Below are 23,138 nucleotides of genomic sequence, written 5' to 3' on the forward strand. Positions count from 1 at the left end.
TGATATAGCGATAACTTTCAGTTCTATACCCACCCATGACCGGCGCCATCGAACCCGACCATCTGGTATCCAAGCTGCGCTTCCGCCATCTGCGCATGCTGCAGGTAGTGCAGGGAACGGGCAGCCTGCGGGCCGCGAGCCAGGCGCTCAATCTGACGCAACCCGCGCTCAGCAAGGCGCTGACGGAAGTCGAAAGCGCGTTCGGCTTTGCCTTGTTCCTGCGCACCGCGCGCGGCCTGAAACCGACCGCGCAAGGAGAGGTGGTGCTGCGCGGCGCCGCGCTGTTGCTTGAAGAGCTGGGACATCTGCGCGCCGACGCCCAGACCGCCGATCGCTATGCAGCGAAGATCCGCATCGGCGCGCCTCCCTTCCTCGCGCAGACCTACCTGCGCGGCGTGGTCGAGAAGCTGGTGAACCATGCCAGGCCGATGCGCGTGCAATTGCTGGAGGAGCGCGTGCCCGCCCTGCTCCACGCGCTGGAGCTGGGCGAAATCGACGCGCTGATTTCCACTTTCCCGCTGCAGATGCTGGAATCCGGGGCGGCCGCGTTTCAGTACGTCAAATTGTTTGAAGTGCAGTTCGCGGTGATCGCGGCGGCCAGTCATCCGCTGGTCCGCGCACGGCGCGTGGACTGGACTCGCCTGGCGCGGGAACGCTGGATCATGCCGGCCGAAGGATCCATGGGCCGCAAGCTGATAGAAGACTGCTTCATCCATGCCGGTCTGCCCGCGCCGCTGCCCGTGGTGGAATCAACCAGCCCCACCACCGGCGTGCAGTTCGTCGCCAGCGGCCTGGGCATCGGCATCGTGCCGGACATGGCCCTCATTCGCCATGATGTCGCGCTTGCAGGCGCGGTCAGGCAGATACGCGTGCTTCCGGAACCGCCTTCCAGCGTGGTGGCCTTGATAACCCGGAAGGGACCGGCCAACCCCCGCATCGCCCTCTTGCGGGAAGCGCTGGGAGAGGCGCTAGGCGCCCAGTCCGCCCAGCAGCAGTAGCGCCACGACCAGCCAGAACAGGAAGCCGATGATGGAACGGCGCAGCAGCGCCTTGACCGCGGCCCACAGGCACATCAGCCCCAGCACCAGCAGGATGAAATTGAAGATCGAAGGGCTCATGCCCATTGCGCCGGCCAGCCCCGAGTAGAAATCGCCGAAGGCATGGCCCAGGCCGCCCAGCAGCCACTTCAAGCCCGCGACGACGCTGCGCAGCGCCTCGCCCAGCATGCCGCCCAGGGAAGCGAAGAAACCGTCTTCGGCCTGCATCAGCGGCGATTGTCCATCAGCATGCGCACCGCCAGCCCGGCCAGCACCGTGCCCATCAGCCAGCGCTGCACCACCATCCACAAGGGGCGGCCCGCCAGGAACCCGGCGATGGAACCGGCCATGATGGCGATCAACGCATTGACCGTCAGGCTGATGGCCACCTGCGTCATGCCCAGCGCCAGCGACTGCGTGAACACGCTGCCGCGTTCGGGCTGGATGAACTGCGGCAGCAACGACACATACATGATCGCGATCTTGGGGTTGAGCAGATTGGTCACCAGCCCCATCGTGAACAGCGTGCGCGGGCTGCTCTTGGGCAGTTCGCGCACCTGGAACGGCGAACGCCCGCCCGGGCGCAGGGCCTGCCAGGCCATGTACAGCAGGTACAGCGCGCCGCCGATGCGCAGCGCGTCATAGGCGTAAGGCACCGCCATCAGCAGCGCCGTGATGCCGAAGGCCGCGCAGAGCACGTAGAAGACAAAGCCGACCGCCACGCCCCCCAGCGAAATCAGACCCGCCTGCGCGCCCTGCGAGATGGAACGGGAGACCAGGTAGATCATGTTGGGCCCGGGCGTGAGCACCATGCCCAGGGCAACCAGGGCGAACGTCATCAGATGGGTAAGGTCGGGCATGATGGGCCGGCGCGAGGCCGCGCGGAAAGTGGAAACGTGAATCCACACCTTAGCGCAAAACTGTATCGGAACAGCGAACTTCCGGCAGCGGTTTGCGGACCAGTGGCGCCGGCGATACAGTTGTCCGGTTCCCACGCCTGGAGGGCCGGACATGCCGCAAGCGCATCCTCATCCGAAAGACGGCGCCATCCGCATCGGTATCGGCGGCTGGACCTACGCCCCCTGGCGCGGCCTCTTCTACCCCGAAAACCTGCCGCACGCGCGCGAACTGGAATACGCCAGCAGCCAGCTCACCGCCATCGAGATCAACGGCACCTACTACAGCACCCAGAAGCCGGCCACCTTCGCCAAATGGCGCGATGAGACGCCCGAAGGCTTCGTCTTTTCGCTGAAGGCCTCGCGCTACGCGACCAACCGCCGCGAACTGGCGGGCGCCAAGGACTCGATCCACCGCTTCGTGCACAGCGGCATCGCCGAACTGGGTCCGAAGCTTGGGCCCATCGTCTGGCAGTTCGCGCCGACCAAGGCGTTCGATGCGGACGACTTCGCCGCCTTCCTCGCGCTGCTGCCAGACAAGGTGGACGGCTTGCCGCTGCGCCACGTGCTGGACGTGCGCCATGCCAGCTTCGCCTGCGAGGAATACCTGGAACTGGCGCGGCGCCACGGCGCAGCCACCGTCTACACGGATAGCGAGGACTACCCATCCATCGCCGACCGTACCGCCGATTTCGTCTATGCGCGGCTGATGCGCGCCAGTACCGCCTACAAGGCGGGCTACGCGCCCAAGGCGCTGGACGCCTGGGCGGACCGCCTGCGCGGCTGGGCCCGCGGCAGCCACCCGGCCGACCTGCCGCTCGCCGGCGCCCCGGAAAAGACGGCGCGGCCGGGAAATGTCTTCGCGTTCTTCATCAATGGCGCCAAGGAACTCGCGCCGCTGGCGGCGCGCGCCATGATCGAACGCCTGTAGCGCGCCCTATTGGGCGACCGGGGTGCGCAGGGTCACGAACTCTTCGGCCGCCGTGGGATGGATGCCGATGGTCTCGTCGAACACCTGCTTGGTCGCGCCGGCCTTCAGCGCGATGGCGATGCCCTGCACGATCTCGCCGGCGTCCGGACCGACCATGTGCACGCCCAGCACGCGGTCGGTCTTGGCGTCCACGATCAGCTTCATCAGCGTCTTTTCCTGCGACTCGGTCAGCGTCAGCTTCATGGGCCGGAAGCGGCTTTCGAACAGCTTGACCTCGTGCCCCGCGGCGCGCGCCTCTTCCGTCGTCATGCCCACCGTGCCGATGTTGGGCAGGCTGAACACGGCGGTCGGGATCAGCTGGTAGTCGACCTTGCGGTATTCCTCGGGACGGAACAGGCGCCGCGCCACCGCCATGCCTTCGGCCAGCGCCACGGGCGTCAGCGGCACCCGGCCGATCACGTCACCGATGGCCAGGATGGAAGGCTCGGCCGTGCGGTATTCGTCGTCCACCTCGATGAAGCCGCCCTTGCCCAGCTTGACCGCCGTGTTCTCCAGGCCCAGGTTGTCCAGCATGGGCCGGCGGCCGGTGGCGTAGAACACGCAATCGGCCTCGACCACGGAACCGTCCTTCAGGGTGGCGGCCAGCGTGCCGTCGGCCTGCTTGTCGATGCGCGTCACTTCCGAGTTGAAGCGCAGGTCGATGCCCTTTTTCACCAGTTCGTCGCGCAGATGCTCGCGCACGCCCTGGTCGAAGCCGCGCAGGAACAACGGGCCGCGGTAGACCTGCGTGGTCTGCGCGCCCATGCCGTTGAAAATGGAGGCGAATTCCACGGCGATGTAGCCGCCGCCCACCACCAGCACGCGGCGCGGCAGTTCCTTCAGGAAGAAGGCTTCGTTCGAGGTGGTGGCGTGTTCCTTGCCCGGAATGTCCGGCACCTGGGGCCAGCCGCCGGTCGCCACCAGGATATGGGCGGCGCTATGGGATTTGCCGTTGATCTCGACCGTGTGCGGATCCAGGATGCGGGCGTGGCCTTCCAGCAGGGTCACGCCGCTATTGACCAGCAAATTGCGGTAAATGCCGTTAAGACGCTCGATTTCCCGATTCTTGTTCGCAATCAGCGTGGGCCAGTCGAAACTGGGCTCGCCGGCGCTCCAGCCGAAACCGCGGGCCTGCTCGAAGTCCTCGCTGTAATGCGCGCCATAGACCAGCAGTTTCTTGGGCACGCAGCCCACGTTCACGCAGGTGCCGCCCAGGTAGCGGCTTTCCGCCACCGCCACGCGCGCGCCGAAGCCCGCGGCGAAACGCGCCGCGCGCACGCCGCCGGAGCCCGCGCCGATCACAAACAGATCAAAATCGAATGCCATGGTGTTTCCTTCGCGTCGCCTTGCGGCGCCGCGTTCACTGTCCGGGAAAGCTGTATTTAACACCACCCGGCGCTGACGCCCGGCCGCGCCCGGTTTGCAGGCGGCCGCGATTGCTATACAGTGGCCCGCAGGCTGGCCGCCGCGCACAGCCCCACCCCTGGAGCAGATCCCATGTCGCTTGAAACCTGGCTGGCCTTCCTGGGCGCGTCCGCCCTGCTCGTGATGCTGCCCGGCCCCACGATACTCACCGTCATCAGCTACTCCATCGCGCAAGGCCGGCGCGCCCGCCTGCCGCTGGTGCTGGCGGTGGCGCTGGGCGACTCCACCGCCCTGTTGCTGTCGCTGCTGGGCCTGGGCGCCCTGCTGGCGGCGTCGGCGTTCTGGTTCACGGCGGTCAAGATCGTGGGCGGCCTGTACTTGCTGTACCTGGGCTTCAAGCTGCTGCGCGCCGGCGTCTCGCCGGCGACGCTGCCCGCCGCCAGCGCCGCGGGCTCGCGCTGGAAACTGTTCGCCAACACCTATCTGGTGACGGCGCTTAACCCCAAGGGCATCATCTTCTTCGTGGCCTTCCTGCCGCAGTTCATCGATCCGGCGGGCGACGTGACGCGCCAGCTCTGGATCCTGTCGGCCACCTTCGTCGCCTGCGCCGGCATCAATGCCACGGCCTACGCCATCTTTGCCGGGTCGGCCCGGCGCCTGCTGGCCTCGCCCCGCGCGCAGCGCGGCTTCAACCTGGGCGGCGGCGCCCTGCTGTCCGCCGCCGGGATCTGGGCCTTGCTGGCGCGGCGCGTCTAGCCTGCCCCTAGGGCCGCGCCGCGGACACGGCCTCCGGGTCGATGCCGTAGCGGGCGATGGCGTCCGCCGCGCAGTCGCGCGGCATCAGCCCGTCGTCCGCCAGCGCCTTCAGGGCCGCCAACGCGATGTGATGCCGGTCCACCTCGAAGTAGGCGCGCAAGGCCGTCCGCGTGTCGGACCGGCCAAAGCCGTCGGTGCCCAGCGTGACGTAACGGCGGTCCTGCATGAACGGGCGTATCTGTTCGGCCACCGTCTTCATGTAGTCGGTGGCCGCCACCACCGGCCCCTCGCTGTCCGCCAGGACCGTTTCCGCGTAGCCGCGGCGCCTGTCCTCCAGCGGATGCAGGCGGCTCCAGCGTTCTGCCTCCTGGCCGTCGCGGCCCAGTTCCGAATAGCTGGTCACGCTCCAGACGTCGGCCGCCACGCCGAAGTCCTGACGCAGCAGATCGGCCGCCGCCAGCGTTTCGCCCAGGATGGCGCCGCTGCCCAGCAACTGCACCCGCAACGCGCCATCGCCGCCGTCGCGCAGGCGGTACATGCCGCGCAGGATGCCTTCCTCGGCGCCTTGCGGCATGGGCGGATGCGCGGTCTTCTCGTTGATCAGCGTCAAGTAGTAGAAGACGTCTTCTTCGTCCTGGTACATGCGGCGCATGCCGTCCTGCACGATCACCGCGATCTCGTAGGCGTAGGCCGGGTCGTAGGCCACGCATGAGGGGATGACCGAAGCCAGCACGTGGCTGTGGCCGTCGTCATGCTGCAGGCCCTCGCCTTCCAGCGTGGTGCGTCCGGAGGTCGCGCCCAGCAGGAAGCCGCGCGCGCGGATGTCGCCCGCCGCCCAGGCCAGGTCGCCCACGCGCTGGAAGCCGAACATGGAATAGAAAATGTAGAACGGAATCGTCGCCACGCCGTGCGTGCTGTGTGCGGTGGCGGCCGCGATCCACGAGGCCATCGCGCCCGATTCGTTGATGCCTTCCTGCAGGATCTGGCCGCGCCGGTCTTCGCGGTAGACGCTCAGCTGGTCGGCGTCCTGCGGCGTGTACAGCTGCCCCACGTGCGAATAAATGCCCACCTGCCGGAACATGCCGTCCATGCCGAAGGTGCGCGACTCGTCGGGCACGATGGGCACCACGCGCTGGCCGATGGCCGGGTCCTTGAGCAATTGCGCCAGCACCCGCACGAAGGCCATGGTGGTCGAGAACTCGCGGCCGTCGCTGCCCTTCAGGTGCGCGGCGAAAGCCTCCAGCGGCGGCGTGGCCAACGGGCCGGGCCCGGCCGGCCGCCGCGGCAGATGGCCGCCCGCGCGCGCGATCGCGGCGTCGAAATAGGTACGTTCGGCGCTGCCGGGCGCGGGCTTGATGTAGGGAATCTGTTCCAGCAGATCGTCGGGGACCGGGATGGAGAAGCGGTCGCGAAAGGCGCGCACCGCCGGGTCCGCCATCTTCTTCTGCTGGTGGTTGGTGTTGGCCGCCTCGCCCGCCGCGCCCATGCCATAGCCCTTGACGGTCTTGGCCAGGATGACGGTGGGCTGGCCGCGATGGGCCAGCGCCGTGGCGTAGGCGGCATAGATCTTGGCCGGATCGTGGCCGCCACGGTTCAGCGCGCCGATCTCTTCATCGCTCAGGTGCGCCACGCGCTCCAGCAGCACCGGGTCCGCGCCGAAGAAATGTTCGCGCACGTAGGCGCCGCCGCGCGCCTTGAACACCTGGTACTCGCCGTCCACGCACTGCATCATGCGCCGGCGCAGGCGGCCGTCGTGGTCCTGGGCCAAGAGCGCATCCCAGCCGGCTCCCCAGATCACCTTGATGACGTTCCAGCCGGCGCCGCGGTACACGCTTTCCAGTTCCTGGATGATCTTGGCGTTGCCGCGCACCGGACCGTCCAGGCGCTGCAGGTTGCAGTTCACCACGAAGATCAGGTTGTCCAGTTTTTCGCGCCCGGCCATCGCCACCGCCGCCAGCGTCTCCGGCTGGTCCTGTTCGCCGTCGCCCAGAAAGCCCCATACCTTGCGGCCCTGCGCGGGGATCAGCTCGCGGTCTTCCAGGTAGCGCATGTAGCGCGCCTGGTAGGCGGCCATCAGCGGCCCCAGGCCCATCGACACGGTCGGGAACTGCCAGAACCCGGGCATGGTGCGCGGATGCGGATAGGACGCCAGTCCGCCGCCGGCCGTCTCGCGCCGGAAGCGATCGAGTTCTTCCTCGGAAATGCGGCCTTCCAGATAGGCGCGCGCATAGATGCCGGGCGCGGAGTGGCCCTGGATGTACAGCATGTCGCCCAGAAAATCCGGCGTGGCCGCGCGGAAGAAATGGCGAAAGCCGGTTTCGTACAAGGTCGTGGCCGAGGCGTAGGTCGCGATGTGTCCGCCCACGCCCGAGGTCTTGCCCGCGCGCAGCACCATGGCCATGGCGTTCCAGCGCAGATAGGCGTCCAGCCGCAGCTCGATGCCCATGTCGCCCGGGAACAGCCCCTGGTCCGCCGGCCGGATGGTGTTCACGTAGGGCGTGGCGTTCGGCGCGGCGTAGCCGCCGTGGCCGGCGCGGTCCTGGCCGATCAATTGGTCCAGCAAATAGTGGGTGCGTGGCCGGCCCTCGTGGGCCAGCACGGCCTGCATGGCCTCCAGCCATTCCTGGGTTTCCTGCGGATCGGCGTCGGTCGGTTCTATCGGGGTGTCCATGGCGTCCTCCTGGTGGGCGCGAAGGCGGCATCCCGGTGTACGGCCGCCGTCATTTCGCATCGTGAATTGCAATTGCATCATGTGCAATTGCAATCGCATGGAGGATTCTTAATAATTGCAAGTGCAACTATTAATCCGCCCGCCCGCCGCGCGCGGCGGCTAGCGGGACGCGGCCATCATGAATTCCACCGCGGCCCTGAGCGTGGGCTCGTCCGCCGATGAGCCGCCGCGCGGCGGCATCGCGCCCTTGCCTTTGAGCACGGTCGCCAACAGCGCGTCCGCTCCCTGCGCGATGAATGGCGACCAGGCCTGCTTGTCACCCAGCCTGGGCGCGTTGGCGACCCCGCTGGCGTGGCACACGACACAGGCGGACTTGTAGAGTTTTTCTCCGGCAGGGTTGATGGCGGCCAGCGACTCGGCGCCCGCTTGCGGGACGGGCAGGCTGGCCAGCGCGGCGGCGAACGCGATTCGATAAAGCGAGGACATGGAATGGCTCCGGAAGGAAAATGCGTGACGGCGTGGCGGACCGATACGGGCAAGGCGCGCTGAGCGCGCCCTGCCGCAGCGCTCAGCGCGGGATCGGACCCGGCGCCTTGATCTGCTTCATCAGGTCGTCATTCCATTTACCCTCGACCTTGATATGCCCGGCTGCGCCCAGTTCGAAGGCCTCGATCAGGTTGTGGTTCAGGTAGGCGTACACGCCGGGCTGCTTGAAGGTGTAGAGCGCGGCGCCCGCCGAGCCGCCGCGAATGAACCAGGTCTCCAGGTCCTTTTGCGGCGGATTGGCGAACTTGCCGGTTTCCCAGACCCAGTCGCCATGGCCGCCGATCAGATGCGGGCGCGTGTCGCGATTGGCCTGCGAATGGATCAGCAGCACCGTCTCGCCGACCTTGGCCGTGAGCGCGTTCGCCCCCGTCAAGGCCCCGACCTTGCCATTGAAGACGATATGCGATGGCGTCAGCGTGCGCATGACTTCGACCGTGTCGCCATAGCTTTCCGCCAAGGTCGCGTAGTCCTTGTACTTGCCGTTCGCGTCCTTGGGGATGTACAGGTCGAACTCGCCTATCGTGTAGGCGCGGTCGTAGCGCAGCGGCTTGCCCTGCGGATCCTTCAGGCCGTCGCGCGGCAGCACCATCAGCGTGCCGCTCATGCCCGCCACCACGTGCCAGGGCACCATGCCTTCGGGCGCACAGTGGTAGACGAAGGTGCCGCTGCGGTCCGCCTTGAAGCGCAGCGTGGCCTGCTCGCCCGGGTTCACGTTGGTGAGCTTGGCCCCGCCCAGCGCGCCGGTGGCGGCATGGAAATCCACGTTGTGCGGCATGGCGTTGGTGGCCGGATTGACCAGGGTCAGCTCGACATAATCGCCTTCGTGCACCACCAGGGTAGGACCGGGCATGGATCCGTCGAACGTCATTGCCTGCAAGGTCGTGCCCTTGTCATCGATGACCATCTTCTTTTCTTCGATGGTCATCGTGAATTCGATCACCTTGGGGCCCGAACGGGCCACCTGCTCATGCGGGTGGACCATGGGCGGGGCGACCAGCGCAACCTTGGCGCGTTCCAGCTGATCGGCGTTCTGGGCGGCGGCTGGGCCGCCCGCCATCGCTGCGATCAATGCCATGGCAAGCAAGGTGGGGCGCAAAGCGTTCATGTGCAACTCCTGTTCGGGTTTCTGCAACGCCGAGTCTGTCGGCGGTTCCATTGAAGGCCGGGCATCGCTCGCGTTCTTTGCTGTAGCGCAAACTTCGAACCAACCCGCGGCCCGGCGCGCATTGCCGCTGCGCGGATGCGATGTCACCATCGGGGCATGGACCCTCCACACGCTTCCGGGCGGCCTGCGGCCTCGTCGCCCCTGTGCCATGCCCTGCTCCGCAACCTGGATCTGTTCAGGCCCTTGTCCGATGCGCAGCTGGACGCCGCGCTGCGCGGCGCGCTGCCCTGCCGCCTGGAGGCCGGCGCATTGGCCTATCGCCAGGGCGCCGCGGCCGCGCACTTTTTCGTGCTGCTGCATGGCTGTCTAAAGGTGGCGCAGCTGACGCCGGAGGGCGAACAAGTCGTGGTGCGCTACGTCCATCCCGGCGACCTGTTCGGGCTGGCCTGCGCCATGCGGCAGCCCTGCTATCCCGCCACCGTGCAGGCGGTGCAGGAAAGCGTCTGCCTGGCGTGGCCGGCCGCGGCCTGGGAACGCTTCATCGCCTGCCATCCCCAGCTGGGCGCGGCCGCGCTGCAGACCATGGGGCAGCGCCTGCAGGACGCCCACGTCCGCATCCAGGAACTGTCCACCGACGAAGTCGAACAGCGCGTGGCGCGCGCCATCCTGAGGCTGGTGCAGCAATCCGGCCAGCCCATGCAGGACGGCATCGGCATCGGCTTTCCCATCACCCGCCAGGACATCGCCGAAATGACCGGCACCACCCTGCACACGGTCAGCCGGCTGCTCAGCGACTGGAAGCAGCGCGGCATCGTCTCGGCCGGACGCAAGCGCGTGGTGCTGCGCTCGCCCGCCGCGCTGGCCCGCCTGGGCGAGCACGCCGCGCCCGCCGTGGACTGTTCGGCCTGCCTGTCCTGCCGCCAGGGATCGCCGGCCGCGGACGAGGCCTGCGACGCGAGCGCCGAGCTGGCCGGCGCATAGCGCGCATGCAACGCGGCCTAGCCGGGTTCCAGCACCAGCCGCAGACCCAGGTTCGCCGGCGGCACACCTACCGAACACGCCCCGCCCTTGGGATCGCGGATGAAGTCGGGCAGATAGGCGATGTGCCTGCCCGCCGCGACGCGTATGCCGCAGTTGCGGCTTTCCTGCTCCTGCGCAGCGGTGACGCTTGCGCCATCGCGCAGCCCGTCCAGCACGCGCCGCGCATGGCAATCGTCAGTCCAGTCCCACACGCTGCCCGCCATGTCCATCAGGCCGGCACGATTGCGGCCGTAGGCCCCAAAGGTCCGCACCGTGGCGTCGCCCTGCGCGCCGCGGCGGCTCTGCTGCTCGTATTCCGCCAGCCAGCGCTGCGCGGGGTCGCTGCCGCCAGGCAAGGCCGGCAAGGCTTCCTCGCGATAGGCTTCGCCCGCCGCGTAGACCCATTCCGCATAGCTGGGCAGGCGCAGGCGCCTGCCGGTGCGCTCGGACAGCCAGGCGGCATAGGCGGACGCGTCGGTCCAGCTGATGCCCACCGCCGGCAGGTCGGGCGCAGCCGCCTGGCGCTGTGCGGGGTCCAGCGGCTTGCAGCCGCCGGCGCGCACGCAGGCCGCGTAGTCGGCCTGGCTGACCTGCCGCGTCATGATGGCCAGGCCATCCGGGTAGCGCGCGCTGCGGGGCGCGGGCGTGGCGGGATAGCCGTTGCGCAGCGCCTCGCCCGGCGGCACGTAGCTCACCTCGCCCGGCGGCAGGCGCGTGATTTCCGGCAAAGCCAAGCGGGCCCCGTCCTGGGGCCCGCAAGCGGTCAACAGCAATAGAACAATGACGGTCGGCAGGATGCGCATGCGGCGGTGCTCCGGAATGCCCGCGCCGGTCGGGCGCGGGCTGGATTCCATTGGACCGGCTGCGGCGGCCGGGCTCTTTGCGCTGAAGCAAAGAGCCCGGCGCTTGCCTGGCGTCCTGCCGCGCAAGCGTGCGCCACGCCTGCGCGGGACGGGACGCTAGCCGCGCGCCGCCTTGGCCTGCAGGCGCGGCTCGGCCAGCGCGGGCTTGCCGCTCAAGAGGCCCAGGATCACCTGCATCACGATGGCCAGCGCGCCCAGCAGGAACACCACGTCGCCGAAGGTGCGGCCCCAACGCAGGTTCTGCAGCAGCTCCTGCTGCATGAAGCCTTCGCTGCGGGCGTACCACATGCCCTCGCTGACGCTGGCGTGGAACTGGATCAGCCCCACCGGCAGCAAGCTGGTGAAGATCATCAGCGCCAGGCCCAGGTTCATGCCCCAGAACGCCAGCTTCATCAAGCCGGGGCTCAGCGCATACTGCGGACGGATGTAGCGCAGCACCAGCAGGGTGAAGCCCAGCGCCAGGAAGCCATACACGCCGAACAGGGCCGCGTGCGCGTGCACCGGCGTCGTGTTCAGGCCCTGGATGTAGTACAGCGAAACGGGCGGGTTGATCATGAAGCCGAAGACGCCCGCGCCCAGCATGTTCCAGAAGGCCACGGCCACGAAGCACATCAGCGGCCACTTCAGGTTTTCCATCCAGGGCGCGCGGGTCTTCAGGCGCCAGTTCTCCCAGGCCTCATGCCCCAGCACGATGAGCGGCACCACTTCCAGCGCCGAGAAGCTGGCGCCGATGGCCATCACGGGCGTGGTGGTGCCGGCGAAGTACAGGTGATGGAAGGTGCCGGGTATGCCGCCCAGCATGAAGAGCGAGGCCGAGGCCAGGCTGGCGGTGGTGGCCATGCGGCGCGACACCAGGCCCAGGGTCGAAAAGATGAAGGCCAGCGCCGTGGTTGCGAAGACTTCGAAGAAGCCCTCCACCCACAGGTGCACGATCCACCAGCGCCAGTACTCCATCACCGTCAGGTGCGTGCGCTCGCCGTAGAAAAAGCCCGCGCCGTAGAACAGGCCGATGGCGCCCACCGAAGCGGTCAGCAACGCCAGCAGGTTCTTGTCGCCGCCCGGCGTGCGCAGCGCGGGCACGATGCCGCGCAACATCAGCACCAGCCAGAAGCAGATGCCCGCGAACTTGCCGATCTGCCACAGGCGGCCCAGGTCCACGTATTCATAGCCCTGGTGACCCAGCCAGAAGTTCAGGTCCGGCGGCATGATCTGCGCGATCGCGAGATAGTTGCCGGTGAACGATCCGACCACCACCAGCACCAGCGCCCAGAACAGGATGTCGACCCCGAGCTTCTGGAATTTGGGATCGCGCCCACCATTGATCAACGGCGCAAGAAACAGACCAGCGGCCAGGAAACCCGTGGCGATCCAGAACAGCGCGCTCTGGATATGCCAGGTGCGCACCAGCGAATACGGGAACCATTGCGACAGGTCGATGCCGTAGAACTTCTGCCCTTCGACGGTGTAGTGCGCGGTGAAGGCGCCCAGCAGCACCTGGAAGCCGAACAGCGCCACCACCAGGAACAGGTACTTGCCCAGGGCGCGCTGCGACGGCGTCAGGGCGAAGGTGGTCAGCGGATCCTTGGCCGGCGCCAGCGGCTCGTCGTCTTCCTTGCCGCGCAGGAAGGCCCAGGCCCAGACCAGGAAGCCGATGCCGGCCAGCAGCACCACCACGCTGAGGATGGACCACATGACGTTCTCGGCGCTGGGCACGTTGTCGATCAGCGGCTCATGCGGCCAGTTGTTGGTATAGGTGACCGCCTTGCCTTCGCGCTCGGTGGCCGCGGCCCACGCTGTCCAGAAGAAGAAATGCGTGAGCTGGGTGCGGCGCGCGGCGTCGGGCAGCGTGTTTTCCTTCATCGCGAAATTCTCGCGGCTGCGATGCAACGCGGGCGCGTCGGAGAACAGCTGGTCGTAGTAGGCCGCCGTCTGCGCCATGGCGCGCGCGCGCCGCGGGCTCACCGCCAGCGTGTCGGTGGCGGCGTCGCTGCGGTTGGCGCGGTACTCGGCCTTCAGTTCCGCGCGCAGCGCGGCCTGGGCGCCCGCGTCCAGCTGCGCATAGTCCCGGCCGTGCTGCTCGCGCGCGGCCAGGTCCAGCCAGGCCGTCAGTTCGCGATGCAGCCAGTCGGCCGTCCAGTCGGGCGCCTGGTAGGCGCCGTGTCCCCAGACCGATCCCAGCTGCATGCCGCCGACCGATTGCCAGGCGGTCTGGCCGTCCAGGATGTCGTCGCGGCCGAACAGCGGTTTGCCGTCGGTCGTCACGACCTGCCCGGGAATCGGCGGCGCCTGGCGATAGACCTCGCCGCCGTAGAAACCCAGCAATGCGAACGTGACCGCCAATACGGCGATCAAGGTGAACCATAATTTCCGATACGGACCCATGATGGGAACGCCCTCCAGTGTTGCGGTTTTGGGGTACGTACCCATATGCGAATTTCGTGCCAGGAAAAATCCCATGAAAATCAGGGTATTGCGATTCACCCGGTCTTTTTCACCATTGCCGGCCAGGGTATAAATCACCAATAAAGGGTTGTTTGGACCACGAAATGCCGGCGTCGCGCCAGGCGCCCGCCTCTTACAATCCCCGCTGCATTCCCACCTCTTTCAAAGGAACCGACCGCATGGCCAGGGGCAAGCCCGATGCGTGGAGCCTCTTCCTGACCGCGCATGCGCTGGTGGTGGAAGAAATCGAAAAGCGCCTGTCAGCCGCCGGCCTGCCGCCGCTGGCCTGGTATGACGCCTTATGGGCGCTGGAGCGCGCGCCTGACGGCACGGCCAGGATGTTCGAGATCGCCGAGCGCATGGTGATCGCGCGCTACAACCTGACGCGCCTGATGGACCGCATCGAGGCCGACGGCCTGGTCGAACGCTTCCGTTCGGACGAGGACCGCCGCGCCACCTACGCCCGCCTCACGCCCAAGGGGCGCGCGCTGCGCCGCGAGATGTGGAAGGTCTACGGCCCCGCCGTCGACGAACTGTTCCTGTCGCGGCTGCCGCAGGCGCAGCAGGACGCCATGGCGGCAAGCTTCCTGGACATTGCGCGCCACGTGCGCGCCTCCAGCAAGGAGTCTGCTGAATGAACGCCACGCCCCTGCATATCGGCATCGTCGCCTGCTCGGCGGAAGGCGCCGCGCTTTGCTACCGCACGCTGTGCGCGGAAGGCGCCCAACGCCTGGGCCCGCACGCGCATCCGGAGATTTCGCTGCACACGCATTCGCTGGCGGATTACGTCGCCTGCCTGGACCGCGCCGACCTGGCCGGCGTGGGCGCGTTGATGCAGTCCTCGGCGGGCAAGCTGGCGCGCGCGGGCGCGGATTTCCTGATCTGCCCGGACAACACCATCCACCAGGCGCTGGGCCATGTGCTGCCGCAGTCGCCCCTGCCCTGGCTGCACATCGCCGAGGAAGTCGCGGCCGAGGCCCAGGCGCGCGGTTTGCGCCGCATCGGCATCCTGGGCACGCGCTGGCTGGTGGACAGCACCGTCTATCCGGACAAGCTGGAAGCGCGCGGCCTGCAATGGCTGCGGCCGGCGGAACCAGACCGCGACACGCTGGCCCGCGTCATCATGGACGAGCTGGTGTACGGCGTGTTCAAGCCCGAATCCGTGGCCCGGCTGCAAGCCGTGATCGAGCGCCTGCGCGAGGCTGGCTGCGATGCCGTGGTACTGGGCTGCACCGAGTTGCCGCTGGTGCTGAACGACGGCAATTCCGCCCTGCCCACGCTGGATTCGACCCGCATTCTGGCGCGCGCCGCGCTCAGCCGCGCCTTGCGCGGCGCCTGATCCGGCGTCTTCAGATCTGGTCCAGGCCGAATTGGCGCAGACGCTCCAGATCCAGCACCTTGATCTGGTTGTAGGCCAGCGCCAGCATGCCCTGGTCCGCCAGCACCTGCAGCGCCTGATTGACGCGCTGGCGCGACAGGCCCGTCAGATAGCCTAGTTCTTCCTGCGAGATCGCCAGCGTCAGATCGGTGGACGGATACAGCTGCGGATTGAACAGCTGCGCCAGCGACTGCGCCACGCGCGCGTCCGCATCCAGCAAACGGTGGTTCTGGATGGAAGCGATGAACTCGCCCATGCGGTTGTTCAACTGGCCGATGACGAAATGCGAAAAAGGCAGGCTGGCCGATAGCAGCGCATGGAAGGTGGCCGTAGGCACCTGCAACACCAGCGACGGCTGGATCGCCACCACGTCGTACTTGCGCAGTTCGCGCTTGATGACGCTGCCTTCGCCGAACCAGCCGCCCGGCGGCACGCCCGACAGGGTGCAGCTGCGGCCCGACTCGTTGTAGATCGCCAGCTTCAAAAGACCCGTATGCACGCCCAGCCAAAAGTCCGAGGGCGCATTGCGCCGCGCGATCCAGGCGCCGTTGGCCACGTGTTCGGCGCGCGCGGTCGCCAGCACCAGGTCCTGGTGGCGGGCCTCCAGCGCGTCGAACCAGGCGCAAGCCTCGAACAGGCCGGCCAGTTCCTCGGCGGAAACGATGTTTGAAACGTCGGACATGGGAATAACTGTGTAAAACTTGGGGAAGCCAGGTCGGCCGGCCGTCTGTCATGCAGGTGACAGACAGTATTTTCGGCGGCCCCGTAAGCTAGGGCAAGCGACGGGGATCAAACTCCCGGCATACGGATAAGGGACGCCTGCGCGTCCCAACTGGAGACAAGCATGAGCGGTATGTTCGACCGCGGCCTTGAGCGCCGCGACGCCAACTACGAAGCCCTGACCCCGGTGGATTTCATCGCCCGCGCGGCCCAAGTCTATGGCCAGCGCCTGGCCATCGTCCACGGCGAGGTGCGGCGCAACTGGGCCCAGACCTACGAGCGCGCCCAGCGCCTGGCCGGCGCGCTGGCGCAAGCCGGCATCAAGCGCGGCGACACCGTGGCCGTGATGCTGCCCAACATTCCCGCCATGGTCGAAGCCCATTTCGGCGTGCCCATGCTGGGCGCGGTGCTCAATACCCTGAACACCCGCCTGGACACGCCCAGCGTGCTGTTCATGCTGGGGCATGGCGAAGCGCAGGCGCTGATCGTGGACACCGAGTACGCCGAACTCGCCCAGCGCGCGCGGACCGAATTCCCGCACCTGAAGCTCATTTCGGTGCACGACCTGGAAAGCGCCCCGGCGGAACTGCCCGGCGCGGTCGATTACGAAGCCTTCCTGGCCGGCGCCCCCGCCCGCTACGACTGGAAGCCGCCCGCCGACGAATGGGACGCCATCGCGCTGAATTACACGTCCGGCACCACCGGCGATCCCAAGGGCGTGGTCTACCACTACCGCGGCGCCTACCTGAACGCCATCAGCAACATCCTCGAATGGGACATGCCCAAGCACCCGGTCTATCTGTGGACCCTGCCGCTGTTCCATTGCAACGGCTGGTGCTTCGCCTGGACGGTGGCCGCGCGCGCCGGGGTCAACGTGTGCCTGCGCAAGTTCGATCCGCAGACCGTGTTCGACCTGATCCGCAATGAAGGCGTCACCCATTATTGCGGCGCGCCCATCGTGCAGAGCGCGCTGGCCAACGCGCCGGCCGAGCTGCGCGCCGGCATCGACCACACGGTACGCACCATGGTGGCGGGCGCCGCGCCCGCGCCCGCCGTCATCGCCAAGATGCGCGACATCGGTTTCGAGCTGACCCATGTGTACGGCCTGACCGAGGTCTATGGACCCGCGGCCGTGTGCGCCCGCCAGGAAGCCTGGGACGCGCTGGACGAGGAAGAGCGCGCGCTGCGCAATGCGCGCCAGGGCGTGCGCTACCACCTGCAGGCGGGCGTGTCCGTGCGCGATCCCGACACCATGGAAGAGGTGCCGGCCGACGAGCAGACCGTGGGCGAGGTCATGTTCCGCGGCAACATCTGCATGAAGGGCTACCTGAAGAACGAACGCGCCACCGACCAGGCCTTTGCCGGCGGCTGGTTCCGCACCGGCGACCTGGGCGTGATGACGGCCGACGGCTACGTCCGCATCAAGGACCGCAGCAAGGACATCATCATTTCCGGCGGCGAGAACATCTCCAGCATCGAAGTGGAAGACGCGCTCTATCGCCATCCCGCGGTGGCGGCGGTGGCCGTGGTAGCCATGCCCGACCCCAAATGGGGCGAGACGCCCTGCGCCTTCGTCGAGCTCAAGCCCGGCTGCAGCGCCACCGCCGAAGAGATCATTGCGCATTGCAAGCTGCTGCTGCCCGGCTTCAAGGTGCCGCGCGCGGTGCGCTTCGGCGAACTGCCCAAGACCTCCACCGGCAAGATCCAGAAATTCGAACTGCGCGCCGCCGTCGGCGCGACCCAGGCCATCGACGTGGCCGGTTCCGGCAAGAAGACCGGCTGAATTCCACGTCCCCAAATCCCATCCAGGAGCTCCGACGCCATGACGTACCAAGCCCCCGTGAAAGACATGCTGTTCGTGTTGAACCATCTTGCCGGCCTGCCGCAAGTCGCCGCGCTGCCAGGTTTCGAGGAGGCCACGCCCGACACCACCCAGGCCGTGCTGGAGGAATCCGCGCGCTACGCCGGCGACGTGCTGGCGCCGCTGAACCATGCCGCCGACCGTGAGCCCAGCTCCTGGCGCGACGGCGCGGTCACCACCTCGCCGGGCTTCAAGCAGGCGTTCAGCCTGTACGCGGAGGCCGGCTGGCAGGGCATGACGCATCCGGTGGAATACGGCGGCCAGGGCCTGCCTGGCCTGATCGGTTCGCCCTGCTCGGAAATGCTGAACGCCGCCAACCTGTCGTTCGCGCTGTGTCCGCTGCTGACCAATGGCGCGATCGAGGCGCTGCTGACGGCCGGTTCGCCTGAACTGAAGCAGCGCTTCATCGAGCCCATGATTTCCGGACGCTGGACCGGCACCATGAACCTGACCGAACCGCAGGCAGGCTCGGACCTGGCCATGGTCCGCTCGCGCGCGCAGCCCGTGGGCGACGGCACCTACCGCATCTCCGGCACCAAGATCTTCATCACCTACGGCGAGCACGATCTGGCCGAGAACATCCTGCACCTGGTGCTGGCGCGCCTGCCCGGCGCGCCCGAAGGCGTCAAAGGCATTTCGCTGTTCCTGGTGCCCAAATTCCTGGTCAACGAAGACGGCACGCTGGGCGCGCGCAACGACGTCCATTGCGTGTCGATCGAACACAAGCTGGGCATCAAGGCCAGCCCCACCTGCACGCTGCAGTTCGGCGATGCGGGCGGCGCGCTGGGCTATCTGGTGGGCCAGGAAAACCGCGGCCTGGACGCCATGTTCATCATGATGAACGCCGCGCGCTACGCGGTGGGCGTGCAGGGCGTGGCCGTCGCCGACCGTGCCCACCAGCACGCGCTGGCCTATGCCGCCGAGCGCGTGCAGAGCCGCCCGGTGGACGGCTCGTCCAAGGACGCGGTGCCCATCATCCAGCACCCCGACGTGCGTCGCATGCTGGGCACGATGCGCGCGCTGACGGAAGCCGGCCGCGCGCTGGCCTACTACACCGCGGGCCACGCCGATCTGGCGCACGCCAGCCCGGACGCCGAGGCCCGCAAGCGCCATCTGGCGGTGCAGGAATACCTGGTGCCCATCGTCAAGGGCTGGTGCACCGAAATGTCCATCGACGTGGCGAGCCTGGGCGTGCAGGTGCACGGCGGCATGGGTTTCATCGAGGAAACCGGCGCGGCGCAGTACTACCGCGACGCGCGCATCCTCACGATCTACGAAGGCACCACGGCGATCCAGGCCAATGACCTGGTGGGCCGCAAGACCCTACGCGACGGCGGCGCCGTCGCCCGCGCCTTGCTGGCGGAAGTCGGCAAGACCGAAGCGGCGCTGGAGGCCCGCAGCGAACCCGCCGCCCGCCTGATGCTGACGCCGCTGCGCCAGGCCCGCGCGGCGCTGGCCGACGCCATCGACTTCGTGCTGGCCAACGCCGCCAGCCGCCCCAACGCGGTGTTCGCGGCCGCGGTGCCGTATCTGTTGCTGGCAGGCACCACGTTTGCCGGCTGGCAGATGGCGCGAGCGCTGCTGGCCAGTCTGGACCTGCGCCAGGAAGACCCGGCTTTCCACGACGCCAAGATCGCCACCGCGCAGTGCTACGCGCTGCACAAGCTGAGCCAGGCGCCCGGGCTTGCGACGGTGGTGCTGGGATCTGGAGAGTATGAGGTGCAGCCTTGACTGCCGACGATTGGCGTCAGGCGGGCTTGATACAAGGGGCGTCTGAGGTTTTGCGGCTTTCGGGGTTGCGTTCCAGTGCTTCGTAGGCCGCTCGTCGACGCGGGCGCCTGAGTGGCGGGCGCCCACGATTGCGGTCCGGAGCGTTCGCTCCGGACTACCCCATCCTCATCCTCGTCACCGCCTTCGGCGGTTCCTTCGGATTCCCTCGGGCGCATCGAGGTTGCCCGCCACTCAGGCGCCCGCGCCGACGAGCTACTTGAATCTTGGCTTGGGGCGCTGCTGGAGCCGTGGGCAGGGACGATGCTTGTATTGCCCGTCATTTTCGGCCGCGCGGGCGGCCGAAAATTACATACATAATTTTTTGAATTTCGAATGTGTTCGCTTGCGCGAATGCGACCAATGGTTTGCTAATGGCCCCTGCTCATGGGGGAATGGGCGGTGATGGGTGGCGCGCGGCGAATAGCCGCTTGCGCATGCAGACCCGGACGCGCGCCACCCATCCAGCACCCGCGTTGAAATGACGATTGCTGGTTGACCCGTGCGCTTCGCCATCAACCCGAACGCAGCGCCCACAAATTCAAACCTGGTTCTCGCCAGCCGCACGCGTCACCACGAGAAAGCCCCCGTCCCCCGCGCGCAGCGCCATCGCGCGACGCAAGACACAGCGTAAGCCCCAAGAGGCCGCCAGCGCGGCCGGCCTGGGGCGGGCCCCGCAAAACACGCCACCACCCCACCGACCGTGGCCAGAACGCCAAGCACACCGCCCGCCCCAGCGCCCGTGAAGATTCAACCAGCCGAGCCTGTCGCGTCGGTGGCCTGCGGGGCGCGGGGCGTCGATAAGCCCGACGGAATCCGTAGGGAAGGCCGAAGGCCTGGACGAGGATGAGGCAGGGGAAGTCCGGAGCGAAGGCTCCGGACCGCAATCGTTGCCCCGCGCCCCGCAGGCCACCGACGCGACTGGCGTCTTAAGAACCTCGCCGCAGACGACAGACAGACATCTCAAGAACCAACCAGCAAACGCTCCCCACGCGGCAACGTCACTGCCCAAAACGCCAGCGCCACAACACTGATACCCGCCCCCAACAAGCACACCCCCAGCCAGCCGGCCTGAGCATAAACAGCAGTCGAAGCGATCGCCCCCAATCCGCTGCCCACCGCATAGAACATCATGTACCCGCCGACCAATCGACTATGCGCCTGCGGATTCACGCTGAAGATCATGGTCTGATTCGTCACGTGCAGCGCCTGCAGAGCGATGTCCAGGACCAGCACGCCCAACGCCAGCAGCCACAGGCTTTGCTCCAGGAAGGCAATCGGCACCCAGGCCAGGCAAAGCAACGCCAGACCCGCGGCCGTGGTTCGCTCGCCCTGCCCGCTGTCGGCCAGTCGTCCCGCGCGCGCCGCCATCAGCACGCCCGCCACGCCCACCAACCCGAACGCGCCCACCGCGCTATGCGTCAGCAAATGCGGCGGCGCGCTCAGGGGCAGTACCAGCGCGGTCCAGAAAGCGCTGAAGGCGGCGAACATCAGCAGCGCGATCATGCCGCGCACGCGCAGCACGCGTTCGGTGGCCAACAGGCCGTAGAGCGAGCGCAGCAAGGCCCAGTAACCCATGTCCACCGAGGGCAGCCGGCGTTCCGGCAGGCGCCGCGCCAGCACCACCGCCAGCACGGCGGCCAGCGCCGCGGACACGACGTAGACCGCGCGCCAGCCCCAAAGGTCCGCCACGGCTCCGGCCAGCGTGCGTGCCAGCAACAGGCCGATGACTACCCCGCCTTGCGCGGCGCCAACCACGCGGCCTCGCTCGCCCGGTGCGGCCAGCGCCGCGGACAAGGCCAGCAGGCCCTGCGTCATTGCCGTTCCCAACAAGCCCAGCGCCACCATGCCCATCAATAGCCAGGGCGTGCCGGCCGACAGCGCCACGGCCGCCAAGGACAGCACCAGCAGCGCCAACTGTCCCAGCATCAGGCGCCGGCGGTCCAGCAGGTCGCCCAGCGGCACCACGAACAGCAGCGCCAGCGCGCAGCCCAGTTGGGTGGCCGTGACCACGATGCCCACCGCGCCTTCGGCGATGCCGAACTCGCGGCCGATGGCGTCCAGCAGGGGCTGGGCGTAATACACATTCGCCACGCTCAGGGCGCAGGCCACCGCCAGCAGCATGACCAGGGATCTGGGCATCGGGCCTGGGGGTGCGGAATCGGCGGGTTCTGGTCGGGCTGGCATGTCTTGCTCCAATTTGGTTGCTTTATAAAACCAGAATAGTAGTTTTCAAGGTTTTATAATGCAACCGAAATTTCGATACGCCTGCCATCACCGCCTTTCCCTCAGCAAGGATCCGATATGGTCAAACGCACTAGTCTCGAAGGCGCCGCCTGCCCGGTGGCGCGCTCCCTGGACGCGATCGGCGACTGGTGGTCGCTGTTGATCGTGCGCGACGCCTTCGACGGACTGCGGCGCTTCGGCGAATTGCAGAAAAGCCTGGGCGTGGCCAAGAACATCCTCAGCGACCGGCTGCGCACGCTGGTGGCGCACGGCATCCTGGAAGTGGCCCCGGCCTCGGACGGCAGCGCCTACCAGGAATACGTGCTGACGGACAAAGGCCGGGCGCTCTTTCCGGTGATCGTGGGCTTGCGCCAATGGGGCGAAGAACACTACTACGGCCCCGCCGAACCCCATTCGACGCTGATCGACCGCAAGCGCGGCCAGCCCGTGCGCAAGCTGGAAATCCGCGCGCAGGACGGCCGCCTGCTCGGGCCGGACGATGCCGTGGTGCAGAAGACCGCGCTCGCGGGCTAGCTCCGCTGCGCAGCCCCCGCGGCAGGCCATTGCCCGGTTGCCAGCGCGGTGGGCGAATACGAATCGAAGCGCCAGCGCAAGGCCAGCGCGCCGGGCCGGCGGACCACACGCCGCACATGCACCCGCCACAGCCGCTCGGCGCCCTCGAACTGCGCGATCTCCGGGCTGTCCAGGATGATTTCAGCGGCGCCCGTCAGCTGCAGCACGTCGCCGCGCTCGAAGTCCATGAACAGCAATCCGGCGCGCGGGTTGAGCACCATGTTGCCCAGGGTGTTGAAGAAGCGGTTGCCGGAAAAGTCGGGAATGGTCAGCACGTCGCCGTCCACCCGCACGAAGCCCGGCTTGCCGCCGCGGTGCGACACGTCGACCTTGCGGCCGCCTTCGTCCGCGTAGGTCGCCACGAAGAACGTGTCGGACCGGGCGATCAGCGCCCGCGCGGCATCGTCCAGTCCGCCACGCTCATTGGGCACGCCCGGAAAGCGCAGCGCCGGCGAACGCGAAAACTGGAATTCCCGGGCCTGGATGTATTGCGGGCAATTGCCGAAGGACTGCGTCACCGCCACCTCGAAGCGCTTGCCGTCCCAGGCCGCGATGCGGCCGTTGGCGCGGTTGCGCCGGCGCGTGTGCAGCTCGATTCCCAGCAGGCCTACCTGCCGGTCCATCCCCAGGCCGGCCAGCAGCGGATCGTCGGCATCCGGCACGGCGGACACGCGCAGGCTGCGCGGATCGGGCGAGGACACGAAGCCGGGCAGGCCTTCCAGCACGCCGGCCCAGGGATCGCCCTGCCCGTCCACCGCGCCTGCTACCAGGAACGGCAACTGCTCAAAAAACAGGCGGTGCTGGTCCGGCATGTAGTCGCGGATGACTTTGGGTCCGGTCACCGCCATGCGTTCGGCGATCCCCACATGCTGTTGCAGCAGGCGTTCGCCGGCATGCCAGGGCGACGGCGGGAGGGTGGCGGGCTCTGCGATGGACATGGCG

Annotated in this window: 20 protein-coding genes; 9 read left to right on the top strand and 11 right to left on the bottom strand. The window is 67.7% G+C overall.

Annotated elements, in window-relative coordinates:
- Positions 1–35 precede the first annotated feature (35 nt).
- Entirely contained in the window at positions 36–998 is a 963-nt protein-coding gene (locus tag IAG39_RS19935; RefSeq protein ID WP_223124322.1) for a LysR family transcriptional regulator, read from the top strand.
- Here the strand turns inward: IAG39_RS19935 and IAG39_RS19940 are convergent.
- Positions 969–1,265: a hypothetical protein gene (locus tag IAG39_RS19940; protein ID WP_059380259.1), complete on the bottom strand. Its 297-nt coding sequence runs from the start codon at positions 1,263–1,265 to the stop codon at positions 969–971. The genes IAG39_RS19935 and IAG39_RS19940 overlap by 30 nt on opposite strands.
- Entirely contained in the window at positions 1,265–1,897 is a 633-nt protein-coding gene (locus tag IAG39_RS19945) for a LysE family translocator (RefSeq protein ID WP_059380273.1), read from the bottom strand. Before IAG39_RS19945 ends, IAG39_RS19940 begins: the two co-directional genes overlap by 1 nt.
- A 151-nt stretch (positions 1,898–2,048) precedes the next feature.
- Here IAG39_RS19945 and IAG39_RS19950 point away from each other — a divergent pair, with 151 nt between their 5' ends.
- Positions 2,049–2,864 carry a DUF72 domain-containing protein gene (locus IAG39_RS19950; protein ID WP_118933757.1) on the top strand — a complete coding sequence of 272 codons (816 nt, stop codon included), beginning with the start codon at positions 2,049–2,051 and terminating at the stop codon, positions 2,862–2,864.
- A 6-nt stretch (positions 2,865–2,870) separates the two neighbouring features.
- Here IAG39_RS19950 and gorA read toward each other — a convergent pair whose 3' ends face one another.
- Positions 2,871–4,229 (bottom strand): glutathione-disulfide reductase, encoded by a 1,359-nt coding sequence (gene gorA / locus IAG39_RS19955; RefSeq protein WP_118933756.1) that lies wholly within the window; start codon positions 4,227–4,229, stop codon positions 2,871–2,873.
- A gap of 171 nt (positions 4,230–4,400) precedes the next feature.
- On the opposite strand from gorA, the gene IAG39_RS19960 reads away from it, so the two are divergent.
- Entirely contained in the window at positions 4,401–5,024 is a 624-nt protein-coding gene (locus tag IAG39_RS19960; RefSeq protein ID WP_059380262.1) for a LysE family translocator, read from the top strand.
- A gap of 7 nt (positions 5,025–5,031) precedes the next feature.
- On the opposite strand, the gene aceE is transcribed toward IAG39_RS19960, so the two are convergent.
- From aceE to nirK, 3 genes are all read right to left on the bottom strand, one after another.
- Positions 5,032–7,695, bottom strand: coding sequence for a pyruvate dehydrogenase (acetyl-transferring), homodimeric type (gene aceE / locus IAG39_RS19965; protein ID WP_118933755.1), 2,664 nt, complete (start codon positions 7,693–7,695; stop codon positions 5,032–5,034).
- Positions 7,696–7,854: 159 nt separating this feature from the next.
- Positions 7,855–8,181 carry a c-type cytochrome gene (locus tag IAG39_RS19970; RefSeq protein ID WP_059380264.1) on the bottom strand — a complete coding sequence of 109 codons (327 nt, stop codon included), beginning with the start codon at positions 8,179–8,181 and terminating at the stop codon, positions 7,855–7,857.
- A gap of 82 nt (positions 8,182–8,263) precedes the next feature.
- Positions 8,264–9,346: a copper-containing nitrite reductase gene (nirK, locus tag IAG39_RS19975; protein WP_059380265.1), complete on the bottom strand. Its 1,083-nt coding sequence runs from the start codon at positions 9,344–9,346 to the stop codon at positions 8,264–8,266.
- A gap of 156 nt (positions 9,347–9,502) precedes the next feature.
- Between nirK and IAG39_RS19980 the strand changes: the two genes are divergently transcribed.
- Entirely contained in the window at positions 9,503–10,327 is an 825-nt protein-coding gene (locus IAG39_RS19980) for a Crp/Fnr family transcriptional regulator (protein ID WP_118933754.1), read from the top strand.
- Between the two features lie 17 nt (positions 10,328–10,344).
- On the opposite strand, the gene IAG39_RS19985 is transcribed toward IAG39_RS19980, so the two are convergent.
- Both IAG39_RS19985 and IAG39_RS19990 read right to left on the bottom strand, forming a co-directional pair.
- Positions 10,345–11,220, bottom strand: coding sequence for a formylglycine-generating enzyme family protein (locus tag IAG39_RS19985; protein WP_118933753.1), 876 nt, complete (start codon positions 11,218–11,220; stop codon positions 10,345–10,347).
- Between the two features lie 105 nt (positions 11,221–11,325).
- Complete coding sequence (locus IAG39_RS19990) at positions 11,326–13,611, bottom strand: nitric-oxide reductase large subunit (protein ID WP_059380275.1); 2,286 nt, start codon at positions 13,609–13,611, stop codon at positions 11,326–11,328.
- A 239-nt stretch (positions 13,612–13,850) separates the two neighbouring features.
- Here IAG39_RS19990 and IAG39_RS19995 point away from each other — a divergent pair, with 239 nt between their 5' ends.
- Complete coding sequence (locus tag IAG39_RS19995) at positions 13,851–14,309, top strand: MarR family winged helix-turn-helix transcriptional regulator (protein ID WP_059380276.1); 459 nt, start codon at positions 13,851–13,853, stop codon at positions 14,307–14,309.
- Positions 14,306–15,010, top strand: a complete 705-nt coding sequence (locus IAG39_RS20000; RefSeq protein ID WP_118933752.1) for an aspartate/glutamate racemase family protein — start codon at positions 14,306–14,308, stop codon at positions 15,008–15,010. Before IAG39_RS19995 ends, IAG39_RS20000 begins: the two co-directional genes overlap by 4 nt.
- A 10-nt stretch (positions 15,011–15,020) precedes the next feature.
- On the opposite strand, the gene IAG39_RS20005 is transcribed toward IAG39_RS20000, so the two are convergent.
- Positions 15,021–15,731, bottom strand: a complete 711-nt coding sequence (locus IAG39_RS20005; RefSeq protein WP_118933751.1) for a Crp/Fnr family transcriptional regulator — start codon at positions 15,729–15,731, stop codon at positions 15,021–15,023.
- 162 nt (positions 15,732–15,893) lie between these two features.
- Between IAG39_RS20005 and IAG39_RS20010 the strand changes: the two genes are divergently transcribed.
- Both IAG39_RS20010 and IAG39_RS20015 read left to right on the top strand, forming a co-directional pair.
- On the top strand, positions 15,894–17,552 hold the full coding sequence (locus tag IAG39_RS20010) for an acyl-CoA synthetase (protein ID WP_059380269.1): 1,659 nt from the start codon (positions 15,894–15,896) through the stop codon (positions 17,550–17,552).
- Positions 17,553–17,591: 39 nt separating this feature from the next.
- Positions 17,592–19,361: an acyl-CoA dehydrogenase gene (locus tag IAG39_RS20015; protein ID WP_118933750.1), complete on the top strand. Its 1,770-nt coding sequence runs from the start codon at positions 17,592–17,594 to the stop codon at positions 19,359–19,361.
- A gap of 999 nt (positions 19,362–20,360) precedes the next feature.
- Here IAG39_RS20015 and IAG39_RS20020 read toward each other — a convergent pair.
- The gene (locus IAG39_RS20020) at positions 20,361–21,584 is read right to left on the bottom strand and encodes an MFS transporter (RefSeq protein WP_118933749.1); all 1,224 of its coding nucleotides are present in this window, start codon (positions 21,582–21,584) and stop codon (positions 20,361–20,363) included.
- A 117-nt stretch (positions 21,585–21,701) separates the two neighbouring features.
- Here IAG39_RS20020 and IAG39_RS20025 point away from each other — a divergent pair, with 117 nt between their 5' ends.
- On the top strand, positions 21,702–22,157 hold the full coding sequence (locus tag IAG39_RS20025; RefSeq protein ID WP_059380571.1) for a winged helix-turn-helix transcriptional regulator: 456 nt from the start codon (positions 21,702–21,704) through the stop codon (positions 22,155–22,157).
- Here IAG39_RS20025 and IAG39_RS20030 read toward each other — a convergent pair.
- Positions 22,154–23,134 (bottom strand): pyridoxamine 5'-phosphate oxidase family protein, encoded by a 981-nt coding sequence (locus IAG39_RS20030; RefSeq protein ID WP_118933748.1) that lies wholly within the window; start codon positions 23,132–23,134, stop codon positions 22,154–22,156. The two genes, IAG39_RS20025 and IAG39_RS20030, sit on opposite strands and share 4 nt — an antisense overlap.
- Between the last annotated feature and the right edge of the window lie 4 nt (positions 23,135–23,138).

It is taken from the genome of Achromobacter xylosoxidans (assembly GCF_014490035.1).
GTDB classification, from domain to species: Bacteria; Pseudomonadota; Gammaproteobacteria; order Burkholderiales; family Burkholderiaceae_B; genus Achromobacter; species Achromobacter bronchisepticus_A.